This window comes from Acinetobacter sp. 1542444, from assembly GCF_000581835.1.
In the GTDB taxonomy this organism is placed as follows: domain Bacteria; phylum Pseudomonadota; class Gammaproteobacteria; order Pseudomonadales; family Moraxellaceae; genus Acinetobacter; species Acinetobacter pittii.
On the sequence record NZ_JEYA01000001.1, the window covers coordinates 502181 to 518070 of the forward strand.

The 15890-nt window shown below is 37.4% G+C and carries 17 protein-coding genes; 9 read left to right on the forward strand and 8 right to left on the reverse strand.

Translation table 11 applies throughout. The features are described 5' to 3' along the window. Positions 1-5 precede the first annotated feature (5 nt). The 7 genes from rraA (at position 6) to J580_RS06840 (ending at position 8584) form a co-directional block, all read left to right on the forward strand. Positions 6-512 (forward strand): ribonuclease E activity regulator RraA, encoded by a 507-nt coding sequence (gene rraA, locus J580_RS06810; RefSeq protein ID WP_032003543.1) that lies wholly within the window; start codon positions 6-8, stop codon positions 510-512. A 21-nt stretch (positions 513-533) separates the two neighbouring features. Further along, positions 534-1316, forward strand: a complete 783-nt coding sequence (locus J580_RS06815) for a glutathione S-transferase N-terminal domain-containing protein (RefSeq protein WP_081403553.1) — start codon at positions 534-536, stop codon at positions 1314-1316. 141 nt (positions 1317-1457) lie between these two features. Beyond that, a complete protein-coding gene (locus J580_RS06820; protein WP_081037760.1) occupies positions 1458-2390 on the forward strand; it encodes a Dyp-type peroxidase in 933 nt (310 codons plus the stop codon). Between the two features lie 81 nt (positions 2391-2471). Then, on the forward strand, positions 2472-2828 hold the full coding sequence (locus J580_RS06825; protein ID WP_032003546.1) for a hypothetical protein: 357 nt from the start codon (positions 2472-2474) through the stop codon (positions 2826-2828). A gap of 135 nt (positions 2829-2963) precedes the next feature. Then, a complete protein-coding gene (gene mfd / locus J580_RS06830) occupies positions 2964-6425 on the forward strand; it encodes a transcription-repair coupling factor (protein ID WP_032003547.1) in 3462 nt (1153 codons plus the stop codon). Between the two features lie 201 nt (positions 6426-6626). Next, positions 6627-7061, forward strand: a complete 435-nt coding sequence (locus tag J580_RS06835; RefSeq protein WP_002117900.1) for an HIT domain-containing protein — start codon at positions 6627-6629, stop codon at positions 7059-7061. A gap of 56 nt (positions 7062-7117) precedes the next feature. After that, positions 7118-8584, forward strand: a complete 1467-nt coding sequence (locus tag J580_RS06840) for an adenylate/guanylate cyclase domain-containing protein (protein WP_032003548.1) — start codon at positions 7118-7120, stop codon at positions 8582-8584. A gap of 55 nt (positions 8585-8639) precedes the next feature. Here J580_RS06840 and fdx read toward each other — a convergent pair whose 3' ends face one another. From fdx to J580_RS06880, 8 genes are all read right to left on the reverse strand, one after another. Further along, entirely contained in the window at positions 8640-8978 is a 339-nt protein-coding gene (gene fdx / locus J580_RS06845; protein WP_032003549.1) for an ISC system 2Fe-2S type ferredoxin, read from the reverse strand. Positions 8979-8995: 17 nt separating this feature from the next. Next, positions 8996-10855, reverse strand: a complete 1860-nt coding sequence (gene hscA / locus J580_RS06850; RefSeq protein ID WP_032003550.1) for a Fe-S protein assembly chaperone HscA — start codon at positions 10853-10855, stop codon at positions 8996-8998. A gap of 37 nt (positions 10856-10892) precedes the next feature. Then, positions 10893-11411 carry a Fe-S protein assembly co-chaperone HscB gene (hscB, locus tag J580_RS06855; protein WP_002117921.1) on the reverse strand — a complete coding sequence of 173 codons (519 nt, stop codon included), beginning with the start codon at positions 11409-11411 and terminating at the stop codon, positions 10893-10895. Between the two features lie 90 nt (positions 11412-11501). Continuing rightward, positions 11502-11822: an iron-sulfur cluster assembly protein IscA gene (gene iscA, locus J580_RS06860; protein ID WP_002117986.1), complete on the reverse strand. Its 321-nt coding sequence runs from the start codon at positions 11820-11822 to the stop codon at positions 11502-11504. A gap of 30 nt (positions 11823-11852) precedes the next feature. Beyond that, positions 11853-12239 carry a Fe-S cluster assembly scaffold IscU gene (iscU, locus tag J580_RS06865; RefSeq protein ID WP_002117907.1) on the reverse strand — a complete coding sequence of 129 codons (387 nt, stop codon included), beginning with the start codon at positions 12237-12239 and terminating at the stop codon, positions 11853-11855. 66 nt (positions 12240-12305) lie between these two features. Continuing rightward, complete coding sequence (locus J580_RS06870) at positions 12306-13523, reverse strand: IscS subfamily cysteine desulfurase (RefSeq protein ID WP_002117998.1); 1218 nt, start codon at positions 13521-13523, stop codon at positions 12306-12308. Position 13524: 1 nt separating this feature from the next. Continuing rightward, positions 13525-13998 carry an Rrf2 family transcriptional regulator gene (locus J580_RS06875; RefSeq protein WP_002117915.1) on the reverse strand — a complete coding sequence of 158 codons (474 nt, stop codon included), beginning with the start codon at positions 13996-13998 and terminating at the stop codon, positions 13525-13527. 109 nt (positions 13999-14107) lie between these two features. Beyond that, positions 14108-14755 carry a hypothetical protein gene (locus tag J580_RS06880; protein WP_032003551.1) on the reverse strand — a complete coding sequence of 216 codons (648 nt, stop codon included), beginning with the start codon at positions 14753-14755 and terminating at the stop codon, positions 14108-14110. A gap of 208 nt (positions 14756-14963) precedes the next feature. Here J580_RS06880 and J580_RS06885 point away from each other — a divergent pair, with 208 nt between their 5' ends. Then, a complete protein-coding gene (locus tag J580_RS06885; protein ID WP_002117904.1) occupies positions 14964-15419 on the forward strand; it encodes a phasin family protein in 456 nt (151 codons plus the stop codon). A gap of 169 nt (positions 15420-15588) precedes the next feature. Continuing rightward, positions 15589-15861 (forward strand): HU family DNA-binding protein, encoded by a 273-nt coding sequence (locus J580_RS06890; protein WP_001043034.1) that lies wholly within the window; start codon positions 15589-15591, stop codon positions 15859-15861. The last annotated feature ends 29 nt before the right edge of the window (positions 15862-15890 follow it).

Sequence of the window (15890 nt, forward strand, 5' to 3'; positions counted from 1 at the left end):
TTAAAGTGTCGACAGTACCATTTGTAACATGTGATTTATTAGATGATAACCCTGAAAAAGACTTACAGGTTGTAATCCCATCAATGGATGGCAAGTTCTTTCAAAGTTATGGAGCACGTAAAACTTTTGGGGGACAGGTTGTAACAGTAAAGTGCTTTGAAGATAACTCACGTGTAAAAGAGTTATTGGCAACAGATGGTACAGACAAAGTATTAGTGGTAGATGGTGGTGCATCTATGCGCTGTGCACTCATGGGTGACATGATTGCTGAATCAGCGGTTAAAAATAATTGGAATGGTGTAGTGATTTACGGTTGTGTAAGAGATGTTGATGCACTTGCGACCTTAGATTTGGGAGTACATGCATTGGCTGCAATTCCACAAAAAAGTAATCGTAAGGGCATTGGTGAGGTAGATATTAATTTGTATTTTGGTGGAGTCACAATTCAATCTGGTGATTTTATCTATGCTGATAATAATGGGATTGTGATAGCAAAAGAAAAATTAGTCTAATTCTCTAATATAAAGGAAGGCATGATGGTGATTCATCAAATTAAAGTACTTCAAGCAGTTGTATCTGCAATTGCTGAAGGTGGTAGAGGTGTTTCAGGAACAGCATTTCCACAACAACCTGTAAAGGCTTTGAAATTATATGAATTTGAAGGTTCACCATTTTGCCGTCGTGTTCGTGAAGTGATTACACTTTTGAATCTGGACGTGGAAGTTTATCCATGTCCTAAAGGCGGAACAAAGTATCGTTCAGTTGTAAAAGAAAAAGGTGGCAAATTACAATTTCCTTTTTTAATTGATGAAAATACTGGCGATCAGCTATATGAATCACAGGATATTATTCATCATTTATTTAAACATTATGGCAAGACAGGGAAAACACCACAGAAATTTTCGAGTTACCCAAACATGCCTTATGTTGCAGTTGCTGGAACTATATTAAATGGAGCTCGTGGAATATGGATAAATAAAAAAATTGTTGATAGAGCTGCACCTGAGCAAAAACTTGAGTTATGGAGTTTTGAAGCAAGTCCGTATTCACGAATTGTAAGAAGTCTACTCTCTGAACTTGAGCTTCCATATATTTTGCATAATGTAGCAAAAGAGAGATGGCAAGATATGGGACCTGCTATTCTTCGCTTAAAACCAGGGAAATATATACCTTTAGAAGGTGGGAAAAGGGAAAAGCTGTTGCCGATTATGCAGGATAAAATGCAAGTACCATACTTGGTAGACCCAAATACGGGAGTGAAGATGTTTGAGTCGGCTCAAATCGTAAAGTATTTAAAAAAGCAATATGGACGTTGATTAAGCTTAATCTGAGTAAGAGTTTAGGCGTTTTCTTAAACTCTTATCAACATCAGATTTCTTAACAGGTTGTATGAAAAAAATATGAGTATGCTAAATTAATAAGCTTAAATACCTAAAAAGGCATATTTTATGGAATGTATGAGAATTCAACCTGTAACGAGTGCTCCTGGTGAAAATGCATTATTTATTGTATTGGGGCTAGCTCAAGGTGATTCTGTAATAGAAAAAGTAAAAGATTTTGCTGCTAATTTTTCAGCACTAACCAGAAGTCTCTTTAATCGTTACCCAGATAGTAAATTTAATGCCACTTTAGGTTTTAGCTCCAATGCATGGGATATATTATTTCCAGAGCAATCCAAGCCTCAAGAGTTAGAGCCATTTCAAGAAATTAGAGGTCCGAAATACACGGCTGTCTCAACTCCGGGTGATTTATTTTTCCATATACGTGCTGATCGTCAGACTTTATGTTACGAGCTGGGCAATATAATTAATCAACAGCTTGGTAAAGTAACGTATCCAATTGATGAAGTTCATGGTTTTCGTTATTTTGACGGTCGTGCAATTATTGGCTTTGTGGATGGAACAGAGAATCCTGAACCTGTTATTGCAGCACAGTGGGCATTAGTAGGCGATGAAGACCCTGACTTTATCGGGGGAAGTTATGCTTTTATCCAAAAATATACACATGATATGGACAAATGGCGTTCATTAACTGACGAAGAGCAAGAAAAAGTGATCGGCCGAAAAAAGTTCAATGATGTTGAGCTCGGCGATGATGAAAAACCTTTAACTGCTCATAATGTCGTTAGTAAAGCTCATGACGCAGAAGGCAATGAGCTTAAAATTATGCGAGCTAATATGCCTTTTTCAAATCCGTCTAGAAATGAATATGGTACATTCTTTATCGGTTACTCACGTAAATTTAGTACAACCCGACAAATGCTTGAAAACATGTTTCTAGGCAATGAGGATGGTAATCTTGATCGTTTGCTTGACTTTAGTACTGCTCAAACAGGTACTTTATTTTTTGTACCGACTGTAGATTTTCTTGATGATTTAGGCGATGAATAGTCGTTAGTTTAGAAGACTCAAATGATGGGAGTGACTAGATTACTTCCATTATTTAAATTGAAATAAATAAGATGTGATGAAATGTTTAAGAAGATAACGCAGCTTTTTCAAGGCTCAAAAGAGACACCTGAACAAATTTACTTGCAAGAGAATCAATTAAAATTTGATTCTGAACGTGGGCCTATCATTAATGATGTAGTGATTAATCAGAAGTGGTCAGAGCATCTTGAATATTTCTCAAACCGTAAATTACAGAATTTTGATAATCTTCAAAAGTTATTTCAAATTACGCCACAAATTAATGAAAAGATTGATTTAGAAATCGCAACACAGCGCTATGTTGCAAGATTGGAAAATACTCAAGAAAAGCTACTTCAACTCAAAGCGATTATACAAATTTTAAATCAATATTACGTTTTGTTTTTGCGTGATAAATAATCATAGTTGATTGATTAAAAAATATAAAAAGTAGGGCCAACTAGTAGTTTGATTTTCAAAAAAATAACTCATTTCACTAAAAACATCATGCTACTATTGAGCTCATATCCTTCTTAGCTGATAAAAGCCATATACATGTTTCAACAAGAAATCTCTCAATTGAATTTACAACAGCTCAAAGCCGGTGAAAAGCGTTGGGTAGGGTCGTTATTAGGTTCTTCTGCTGCATTATTATTCAAAGAAATTGCCGTTCAGCATTCATCTTTGCTCGTTGTAGTAGCTCGAAATAACCAACATGTTGCTCAGTTAGAAAGTGAACTTGAATTTTATGGCATAAAACCGACAATTTTCCCTGATTGGGAAATTTTGCCGTATGACCGCTTGTCACCTCATCAAGATATTGTTTCAGAACGACTCGCGATTTTATCCAATATGCCGCAAAAAGGTATATTGCTCATTTCAGCAAGCACTTTAGCTCAAAGAGTTGCACCATATTCTTGGGTTTTAGGTGAGCATTTCGATATACGTGTGGGGCAAAAATTTGATTTAGAACAACAGAAGCTACGGTTAGTACAAGCTGGGTATCATTTAGTAGATACGGTTTATGACCATGGTGAGTTTGCTGTACGTGGTAGCATTATGGATATTTTTGCATCTGGTCAAGATGCACCTATCCGTATTGACCTGTTTGATGATGAAATTGATACTTTAAAATTCTTTGATCCAGAAACGCAAAGAACAACAACTACTTTAAAAAGTTTTACCGTCTTACCAGCAAAAGAGTTCCCATTAAAAGAAGCTCGTTCAATTTTTAGAGACCGTTATTCTGAACTTTTTCCGACTGCAAATCCTAAGAAAAACCCAATTTACCAAGATGTTCTTGATGGAATTGCGTCTCCGGGAATTGAGTTTTATTTACCGTTATTTTTTGATAAAACTCACATGCAATCTCAAAGTACACTTACAACGTACTTTCCAAAGAATTGCATTGTAATTACAAATAATGATATAGATATTGATTTAACCAGTTTTTGGAAAGAAGTTTTTCGTCGCTATGAAGATAGACGCCATAACGCAGACCAGCCAATTCTCCCTCCTGATGAGTTATTTATTGCACCAAATAACTTACTAAGTACTTTAAATCAGTTCCCGCGTATGCTTGTGAGCGCTGAAGCAGTTGAAGAAAAAGCTGGGGCTCTAAATCTTAAGGTTGAGCAACCACCTAAGTTGCCAGTTGATCCGAAAAAAGAAAAACCATTTGCTGTAGTTAAAAAATATATTGATGAAGCAAATCATCCTGTTTTATTGGTTGCAGAAAGTGCTGGTCGACGTGAAAGTTTAAGAGATGGCTTGCGTGCTAGTCTGGGAGATATTCCTAGCGTAGATAGTTTTGAGCAATTCCAGAAAAGTCAGTTTGCGATTGCGATTACGAATGCACCATTAGATCGTGGTTTGCTTTTAACCGATCAATTGTCTGTTATTTCAGAAAATCAGTTGTATGAGCATCGCGTAGTTCAACGTCGTCGTAAACGTCAGCAAGAAGTTTCAGAAGAATTCCTAATTCGTAGTTTGACCGAATTAAGCATAGGTGCTCCTGTTGTTCATATTGACCATGGTGTAGGGCGTTATGCTGGGTTAATTACTTTAGCAATTGAAGGGCAAGATTATGAATTCTTGCAACTAGACTATGCTGAAGAGGCAAAAGTTTACGTGCCTGTGACTAACTTGCATCTCATTAGTCGCTATAGTGGCGGAGATCCGGATTTAGCACCATTACATAAAATTGGAACTGACGCGTGGAGTAAGGCTAAACGTAAAGCTTTAGAACAAATTCATGATGTTGCAGCAGAGTTGCTACATATACAAGCACGTCGTCAGTCAAAACCTGGCTTTGGTTTTGAAGTCGATCAGTCACTTTATATGCAATTTGCGAGTGGATTTGCGTATGAAGAAACACTTGATCAAGCCAATGCTATTGAAGCGACACTTTATGATATGCAACAAGCTAAACCCATGGATCGACTTGTTTGTGGGGACGTTGGTTTTGGTAAAACAGAAGTTGCAATGCGAGCAGCATTTGTTGCGGTGCAAAATGGTAAGCAGGTCGCTGTATTAGTACCGACGACATTACTTGCTCAACAGCATTATGAATCTTTTAAAGACCGCTTTGCCGACTGGCCTGTTCGTATCGAAGTACTATCACGCTTTGGTTCAAATAAAACGCATACGAAAAATATTGAAGATCTTGCTGAAGGTAAAGTCGATATTGTGGTGGGTACCCATAAACTTTTACAAGAAAATGTACAGTTTAAAGATCTAGGGTTAATGGTAGTCGACGAAGAACATCGTTTTGGTGTGCGTGATAAAGAGCGCATTAAAGCATTACGCGCAGATGTTGATATGTTAACGCTTACAGCTACACCAATTCCACGAACTTTAAATATGGCTTTTTCGGGAATGCGTGATTTATCTATCATTGCTACACCGCCAGCCCGTCGTTTAGCTGTTAAAACCTTTGTACAAGAACATACCGAAGCTTCTATTAAAGAGGCGATCTTGCGTGAATTACTACGTGGTGGCCAAGTATATTTCTTGCACAATGAAGTTGATACGATTGAGAGAGCAGCTGAAAATATTCGTGTGCTTGTACCAGAAGCTCGTGTAGCAGTCGCCCACGGACAAATGAGGGAAAGAGAACTTGAGCAAGTCATGCAACAGTTCTATCACAAAGAATACAATGTATTGGTATGCTCAACCATTATTGAAACAGGAATTGATGTTCCAAATGCCAACACCATTTTGATCGAAAGGGCCGACAAACTTGGTCTAGCTCAATTACATCAACTGCGTGGCCGTGTGGGGCGTTCACATCACCAAGCTTATGCTTATTTATTAGTTCCTTTGATAAAGCATCTAAAAGGTGATGCTGAAAAACGCCTTGATGCAATCCAACGTGCTTCAACTCTTGGTGCTGGTTTCATGCTGGCTACAGAAGATTTAGAAATTCGAGGCGCAGGTGAGCTTTTAGGTGAGCAGCAAAGTGGTTCAATGCAAGCAATTGGTTATAGTTTGTATATGGAAATGCTGGAAAAAGCTACTAAAGCGATTCAGCAAGGGAAAACGCCGAATTTTGATGCACCTTTATCATTAACTGCAGAAATTAATTTACATATTCCTGCACTGATTCCAGATGAGTATTTAGGTGACGTACATCAGCGTTTATTATTCTATAAGCGTATTAGTAATACAGATACCCAAGAAAAGCTCGACAATATCCGTATGGAGCTGATTGACCGTTTTGGGGTTCCACCGCAATCAGTTAAACACTTATTTAGTGTTCACCAAATTCGCCTGAAAGCTGAACAGTTAGGTATTACTAAAATCGATATTAATACTCAAGGTGGCAATATTGAATTCTCGCCTGATACACCTGTTCAGGCCATCAGTATTATTCAACTCATGCAAAAACATCCCACCTATTATCGTATGGAAGGTGGTCAACGTTTAAAAGTTATGGTTCAGCTTGAAGAACAGGAAAAACGAATCCAATTTATTAATGATTTGTTAGCGAAATTATTGAATGAATTACATGCTTAAATAGTGTTTTAAAGTGATTTCAACTCAACAAGAATCTTTTGTATGTTGATAACAGAATTTTATGCGCGATTTCTTGGTCTATTCGGGGAATAAGTGCATAAAATCATTGTTATTTGTAATCAAACCAGACACTAGCAATACTCACATTAAAACTGATGTGATAGTATTAGCCATTATTGTTTATTGTCATTTATAAAAGATATGTTTAGTTTGCATCCACAACTTGCTCAAGATACTTTTTTTGTAGGCGATTTTCCGCTTTCAACATGTCGTTTAATGAATGATATGCAATTCCCTTGGCTGATTTTAATCCCTCGTGTGCCGGGAATCACAGAATTATATGAGTTGAGCCAAGCTGACCAAGAACAGTTTTTACGTGAATCAAGTTGGTTATCTAGCCAGTTATCTCGCGTATTCCGTGCTGATAAAATGAATGTTGCAGCTTTGGGGAATATGGTGCCTCAATTGCATTTCCATCATGTTGTACGTTATCAGAATGATGTTGCATGGCCTAAACCAGTATGGGGTACACCTGCGGTTCCTTATACAAATGATGTGCTGGCTCATATGCGTCAAACTCTTATGCTTGCGTTACGTGGTCAAGGTGATATGCCATTTGATTGGCGCATGGACTAAATCAATGCAAAGCCACATTTATATGAATGTGGCTACATTGAGGTGTGGAGGATAGGGTGCAATTAGAGAGGTTTATCGATAGAGAGCCTAAGCAGTTTGCATATTTTCATCGTTTGATGGGATATTCAATTCTGTCATTAATTTTAGTGATCTATGCTTTTACCTCACCTAATACTAATTATCAGATCTATGTTCCACCTTTTTTCCTATTTCTGCTTTTTATTAGTTCGAAGTTAGAACACTGGCTTCAGTACCAATTCGATAAAAAAACTCAAAAAAGTGTTTTCTTTGCAATCGATGCAATTGTTGTAGCAGTTACCTTAGCAGGTCTGCATCTTAATTTGGTGCCTACATTTATTGCACTCTTCGCATTATTTTATTCAGCAATTAATAGCCGTATTTCTTTCGCAGTCATTTGTTTGACCAGCTTGTTAGGCGCGATTATTTTTTATTTAAGTACTTTCTTTTTATTTGGTTTTTATACATATTTTGAGCCTACTAGCCAAGAGTTGACTGTAATTACACTTCTTGGCTTGGTTATGTTTATTACTATCGGAAACTACTACCAGCATCGTTGGGTTAAAAAAATCAGCCAGCAGCGACAACATTACTATGACCAAATGACCCGCTATATTGCTTTTGCTAATCAGTTAAGTCGTTATGCGCCATTACAGTTATGGCAATCTATTATGCGCGGTGAGGCTGAAGCAAAGATTGAATATAAGCGTAAAAAAATGACAGTGTTTTTTTCTGATATTCAGGGTTTTACAGAGTTATCAGAAACTTTGATTCCAGATGATTTGGCATTTTTGCTTAATGATTATTTAAGCCATATGACTGAAATTGCTAAACAGTATGAAGCTACAGTTGATAAATTTATGGGGGATGCCATTCTCATATTTTTTGGTGATCCGAATTCACAAGGTGTGGAGCAAGATGCTAAAGCCTGTGTAGAAATGGCAATCGCTATGCGTCAGCAAATGAAATTGTTGCGCGAGCGCTGGAAAAAAATGGGTTACTCAGCATTGCATATCCGAATGGGCATTAGTACTGGTTATTGCCACGTAGGAAATTATGGGGCAACACATCGTATGGCTTATACGATTGTAGGTCGTGATGTGAATTTAGCGGCTCGTTTGCAATATGCTGCTGAAATAGATGAAATCTTAATTTCAGACGATACTTATCAATTAATTAAAAGTGATTTCTTGTGCGCTCCTAAAACACCGATTTATCTAAAAGGTATTCAAGGTGCGGTAAAGACATGGCAAGTGATGGAGAAATATACAGGCAATAAATCGGATCATCAGCAATGGTTCGATTATGAGTATAAAGGCTTTCACTTGGTACTTAATTTAGAAGAAGTACAAAACTATGAATATCCTGAATTAGTAGAAGTGCTTGAGAAGATGATTCAACGAATTAAAGTTCAACAAACTTTAGTAAATACTCAAGGTATTGCACAGTTAAGACTTGAAGATGAAGTTAAACCTTTAGAGATAGATCCACAAGACCAAGTTTAGAGTTTATAAAATATAAAAAAAGCTGCTTTTAAAGCAGCTTTTTTTATTAACACGATTAATGATTTTCTGAAGCGTGGTTGATTGTATATTTAGGAATCTCGATTTCTAAATCTTCATCAACAATTTTTACTTGGCATGAGAGGCGAGAATCTGGTTCAAGACCCCAAGCGCGATCTAAAAGATCTGCTTCAACATCATCCATTTCTTCTAGGCTATCAAAACCTTTACGAACTACTACGTGACAGGTAGTGCAAGCACATGACATGTCACATGCGTGTTCGATTTTAATTCCTCGATCAAGCAAACTTTTGCAAAGATTTGCATTCTGTTCAACTTCAAATTCTGCACCTTCAGGACAAAATTGAGCGTGAGGAAGTACTTTAATGCGGGGCATATTGATCACCTATACCTTTAGTTTGAATTTGACCAATCTTCAAGTTTTGTACCTTTTAAGGCGTGGTCAATATGTCGATTCATACGTAGTGCAGCAAAAGCATCACTATGTACTTTAAGTTGTTCTACAGCTTTTTCAATTGCTTGAATATCATTACCTTCAAGTTGTACTTTAAGCGTATTCTCAGCAGTTTTAAGTGCTTCGAGTTGCTCATCATTGAGTAAATCAGCATCAACTTTCAGTGCTTGTTCTAATGCTTCAAGCTCACGTTGAGCTTCAACTTTGGCTTCTTTTAAATGACGCAGATTTTTGTCTTCTTCTGCGTGTTGGAAACCTTCAATTAACAAGCGTTCAGTGTCAGATTCTGATAAACCATAAGATGGTTTAATATCAATTTGAGCTTGTACACCTGAAGTTGTTTCACGAGCTGAAACAGTAAGCAAGCCATCTGCATCTACCTGAAAGGTAACTTCAATACGTGCTTGACCAGCAGTCATTGGAGGAATGCCATGAAGAACGAATCTTCCTAACGATCGACAGTGTTCGACTAAATCTCTTTCACCTTGAACTACATGAATCAGCATGGCAGTTTGGCCATCTTGATACGTAGTAAACTCTTGGCGACGAGCAACCGGAATAGCTGTATTACGAGAAATAAGACGCTCTACTAATCCACCCATGGTTTCTAAGCCAAGAGAAAGAGGAGTAACATCTAAAAGTAGTGAGCCGTCTTGGCTGTTTCCAATTAATTGATTGGCTGTGATAGAAGCTCCAATCGCTACTACTTCATCAGGATTAATCGTGCAAAGTGGTTCTTGATTAAACACATTGCGAACTGCTTGCTGAACAGCATACGAACGGGTAGAGCCACCTACTAAAACAACATTTTGAATATCTGATAACTCAAGTTTTGCATCACGTAAAACGCGTTTGCAAACACTGATTGTTTTGTCTAAAGCAACTTGAATAATGCTCTCAAAGGTTGAACGATCAAGTCTTAGTACATTTTCAAGTAGTTTTAACTGAACGGATTCTTGTGTAGAGAGTTGTTCTTTTGCTTGGCGAGCAGCAACAATAAATACTGCATAGTTTTCATCACTTAGCGTATCAATATTTAATTGTTTTTTAGCCCACTTAACAATGAGACGATCTAAATCATCGCCGCCTAAAGCAGTATGACCACCTGTAGCTAATACTTCAAAGACACCTTGTGAAAAACGTAGGATTGATACGTCGAAAGTACCACCACCTAGGTCATAAATCACATAGTTATGATCTGTAGCTAAATTCGTTTCTTGATCTAAACCATAAGCCACAGCAGCAGCAGTTGGCTCATTTAATAGGCGTAATACATTCAACCCAGCCAGCTGTGCGGCATCGCGTGTTGCTTGACGTTGTGCTTCATCAAAATAAGCTGGAACAGTAATTACGGCTCCATTTACTGGGTTTTGTAAGCTAGATTCAGCACGCTCTTTTAGTTGTTTTAAAATTTCAGCTGAAATTTCAACAGGCGTTTTACGACCAGAACGTGTCTCGAAAGCTGGCATCTCATTTTCAGAACCCACTAATTCATATGGGTGTTGAAATTTGATATCTGCTTTTGAGCGTCCCATGAAACGCTTTACAGAAACAATTGTATTTTTTGGATCAGCAATAATGAAAGGTTTTGCTTCTTCACCATAATGAGTGACATCATTTCCATAATGCACAATAGAAGGAAGAAGTCGTCTTTCTTTTTCGTCGTTAAGGACTTTTGGTTTGCCTGATAACACTGTCGCAACTAAAGAATGTGTTGTTCCTAGGTCGATACCAATCGCAATGCGGTGTTCATGTGGGGCACTGGATTGACCCGGTTCAGCAATTTGCAAAAGTGCCATGAGTTAAATCCTTTGAATATAAATTGGAAAAAGCAAATTAAAAATCATCGTCTAAATCAAAGTTGTCTTCATCATCCAACAGTTGATCTTCTGCTTTTTCAATATCGTTAAGAACGCGCTGAAAGAAACGTAATTTACGTACAGTATCTCGAGCTTCGCCCCAATCTTCATCTGAGTAGTCAATTTTAAATTCGCGAACTAAGCCATCAATCCACTGAAAAACTTCTTGCTTAAGAGTACTTAAATGCTCTTGTGAAGTTGCTTCATCAAGTTGCTCACGAAGCTCTAGAGCTGATTGTAGGAACTCAAAATCGCTAATGGACTGATCGAGGTGGTGATCTTGCTTTTTTAACGCTAATAGATAAGCGGCGCGGCTATCTACTTGCGAAAGTACTTTAAAAGCTTGATTGATTTCACTTGATTTGATCAATGCCTGATCTTTATCTTCTGCTTTATCTGGGTGATATTGCTGTTGCAAACTTAAGAAACTAGATTTTAAGCTCGCCAAATCGATATCGAGTTCTACGGGTAAATTGAACAACTCAAAATGATTCATTAGAAAGGAGGTCCACGTTAATTAAATACATTAAAACAGTGCTATAAAAAGTCACTGTTTTAATGAAAAGGATGGAAGGAGAAGAGGGAGTTATACAGTGAAAGACTCACCGCAACCACATTCACCTTTTTTATTGGGATTGTTAAATTCGAACCCTTCGTTAAGGCCATTCTTTACGTAGTCCATTTCTAAGCCTTCTAAATAGACAAGACTTTTTGGATCTACAAAAACCTTAACACCAAATTGTTCGAAAACTTGGTCATGTTCATCGACAGAATCAACAAATTCGAGAACATAAGCCAACCCAGAACAACCAGAAGTTTTCACACCCACGCGAATGCCTTCACCCTTACCTCGATTTTTAAGGTAATTGCTAATATGAGTCGCAGCATTTTCAGTTAAATGAATCATGAAAACTCCAACGTTTACAATGGTAACAAATTAAGCTTTAGATTTTTTACTGCGGTAATCATCAATCGCAGCTTTAATTGCATCTTCAGCTAGTACAGAGCAGTGAACTTTTACTGGAGGAAGAGCAAGCTCAGTTGCGATATCAATATTTTTGATCGCTTGAGCTTCATCAAGAGTCTTACCTTTTAACCATTCAGTTACAAGTGAGCTTGATGCAATTGCAGAACCACAACCATAAGTTTTGAAGCGTGCTTCTTCAATCACACCACTATCATTTACCTGAATTTGTAAACGCATCACGTCGCCACATGCAGGTGCACCCACCATACCTGTACCAACATTTTCAGAGTTTTTATCTAAAACACCAACATTACGTGGGTTTTCGTAATGATCAATTACCTTTTCGCTATAAGCCATTTCGCTTCTCCAAACCTCGGGGTCAGCCTAATATTAATATGAGGGTTAAAACACTAATTTCAATAATTAGTGTTCTGCCCATTCAACTGTAGAAAGATCGATACCTTCTTTGTACATATCCCAAAGCGGAGAAAGTTCACGTAATTTCTCAACAGCGGCTTTGGTAATTGTAAGCACGTGGTCAATGTCTTCTTCAGTTGTGTATTTACCAAAACTAAAGCGGATTGAGCTGTGTGCTAGCTCATCAGATAAACCTAATGCGCGAAGAACATATGAAGGCTCTAAAGTTGCAGAAGTACAAGCAGAACCACTTGATACAGCAGCATCTTTAAGCGACATCATTAAAGATTCACCTTCAACAAAGTTGAAGCTAACGTTTAAATAGTTTGCAACGTTTTGAGTTGGGTGACCATTTAAGAACACTTGTTCAAGGTCTTGTAAACCGTTCCAAAGTTTGTCACGAAGTTTACGGAGACGCTCTTGTTCTGCATGCATTGTTTTACCTGCAATTTCAAAAGCTTCACCCATACCAACGATTTGGTGAGTAGCCAAAGTACCAGAACGCATACCACGCTCATGACCACCACCATGAATTTGTGCTTTTAGACGAACACGCGGGCTACGACGTACATATAATGCGCCGATACCTTTTGGACCATAAATTTTATGAGCAGAGAAACTCATAAGGTCAATTTTCATCGTAGATAAGTCGATATCAACTTTACCAGCTGCTTGTGCTGCATCTACGTGGAAAAATGTTTTGTTGGCACGTGTTAATTCACCAATCGCCGCTACATCTGTGACTGTACCAATTTCATTGTTTACCATCATAAGAGAAACAAGAATAGTATCTGGGCGAAGGGCAGCCTTAACCATTTCAGGAGTGATTAAACCTGTTTGTGGTTCTGGCTCTAAATAAGTAATTTCAAAGCCTTGTTCTTCTAATTCACGACAAGGATCTAGAACAGCTTTGTGTTCAATTTTACTTGTAATGATATGTTTGCCTTTAGATGCATAGAATTGAGCTACACCTTTAAGGGCAAGGTTATCTGATTCAGTTGCACCAGAAGTCCAAACAATTTCACGTGGATCAGCTTTAATTAAATTTGCTACTTGCTCACGTGCATATTCAACTTTTTCTTCTGCCTGCCAGCCATAAGCGTGAGAACGAGACGCAGCATTACCAAAGGTACCGTCGAAAGTTAAACACTCCATCATACGTTCTGCAACTTGCGGATCTACTGGAGTGGTTGCTGCGTAATCAAGATAAATTGGACGTTTCATATCAAATACCTGTACCCGATAAAAGAGCTGAATCTGTGCCAGTCACATTTTGGCGTAATGCAACAGTTTGAACGTTGTCTCGGCTAATGAGGTCGGCAAGAGAGATTTTTGCTAAATAGTCGGCAATATGATGAGAGAGTTCTTGCCATAAATCATGAGTGAGACACATTGCACCATTTTGGCAGTTACCTTTATGGTCACAACGTGTTGCATCAACCGTTTCATTTACAGCTTCAATAATTTCTAACACAGTAATTTCATCAGCATTTCGAGCCAAATGGTAACCACCATTTGCACCACGAACACTAGAAACTAACCCATGACGCTTAAGTTTTGCGAATAACTGTTCTAAATAAGCAACTGAAATGGATTGGCGTGCGGCAATTTCGGCGAGCGTGATCGTTTGTTCAGTTGGCTGCAAAGCTAAATCAAGTAGAGCAGTCACTGCGTAGCGACCGCGAGTTGTAAGGCGCATGATTCGATACACATGTTAAGACTAGATAATAGGATTTTATGAATCCCGACTAAAATAGTCAAGTTTTTTTATTTTTAATTCAAGTGTAGGAACAAAATAGAAAAATAAATTAGGCAACCCACAAATTATATATGAAATAAACAACAAATATTAGGCTAATTATACCAAAGGAGAAGTTAATATTTCGTTGACGTCGTTGTAAGCGAGTAATTCGATTTTGATACTGTTTAATTTCGACGTGAAGGGAGTTGATCTCTGATCTTTGTTGATCAATTTTCTCAAGTAATGGAGCGATCCGTTTACGTGAAGCAAGGGTTTCAGCTTCATCATCTGAAGTGTTAAACCACTGTTTCCAGTCAACTAGCAATTTTGGAAGAGTTAAATGAGAAATTAAATCTAGAAGTTCCTTTTTCGTTTCCTCATCACCATCAATACGCATATTTTTAAGGCTGCGTTGGTTAGAAAAACCAAAAATTTTAATTAAATCGATAAGCGTACTATTGATCTCAAGATCAATACGTCTATCAAAAGAGTGAATATCGAATAACAAACCTTTTTCTGTAAATTGAACATAGAAGTCAAAGAAAGGTAAATAGCTATTAATACGAATCGTTGTTTTGTTCAAAATAAACTTTTTCGCTTGCAAGCGAAGGGCACCATCGTGGGTGAGAATAAATGAAAAAAAAGTTTCTAAAATAATTAGAACAATATTCAGCAACAGACGCGGATGTTTTTGTCTTTGTTGCGTTTCACTCATAAAAGTTTATCCTTAGAAATAGCAATTAACTGAAGAATGGGACATCCTATCCCAAACTTAACACAATGTCGTGTTAAATATATTTACATGACTTATTTGCTTTGTAGAACAGTTTTGTAAATGGATCAAGTCTTTACTTTGATATTATAGAAATATTTTGTGGTCAAATCAGTCATCATTTCTCTCATCTGATTAGGAGTTTAGATTAATGGATAATGCAAATACAGATACCCAGATAGAAGAGTCGGAAGAAAAAAATAAATTAAAATCAAAAAGTTCAAGAAAATCAGCTTTAGATTTTAGGAAGTATACTAAGCAAATTTGGCTAGCAGGACTTGGTGCTTTTTCACGTGCGGAAGAAGAGGGAAATAAGCTCTTTGATTCTTTGGTTAAAGTGGGTGAGGAGCTAGAATCAAAAACTGGAGACTTGGCAGACAATACTGTTGGCAAGGTCACAGAAAAAGCAAAAGAATCTGTATCTGAAACAAAAGACAGAGTAGAAAAGATTCTTGATACGAGTGTTAATCACTCTTTAAACCGTATTGGGCTGGTGACGCCGAAGGATTTGCAACACATCGAACAGCTGCTTGTACAACTGCATATTAAGGTGGATGCTTTAATAGAAGAAAATCAACATTTGAAAGAAAAATTGAATAAAAAGTAAAAAAATGTTGGGATTTAGCAAATATATAACAGTTTTTTAGCATTTATTTTTGCTAAAAGCCCTGCTCTAGTATTGCGTTTTCCCCTAAAGCATTGCTATAAAGGCGTCATGGCCTTTTAAACTATAGCCTTGGACCTTAAACAAACGATATTAAGAGGATGTTTTATTCATGAATAAATCAGAATTAATCGATGCAATTGCTGAAAAAGGGGGAGTATCTAAGACTGATGCAGGCAAGGCACTCGATGCGACAATTGCGTCAATTACTGAAGCACTTAAAAAAGGTGACACAGTAACTTTAGTTGGTTTTGGTACTTTCAGTGTTAAAGAACGTGCTGCACGCACTGGTCGTAACCCTAAAACTGGTGAAGAGCTTCAAATTAAAGCAACTAAAGTACCTAGCTTTAAAGCTGGTAAAGGTCTTAAAGATTCAGTAGCTTAATCTTTTAAGATGAATAAACGCGCCAATAT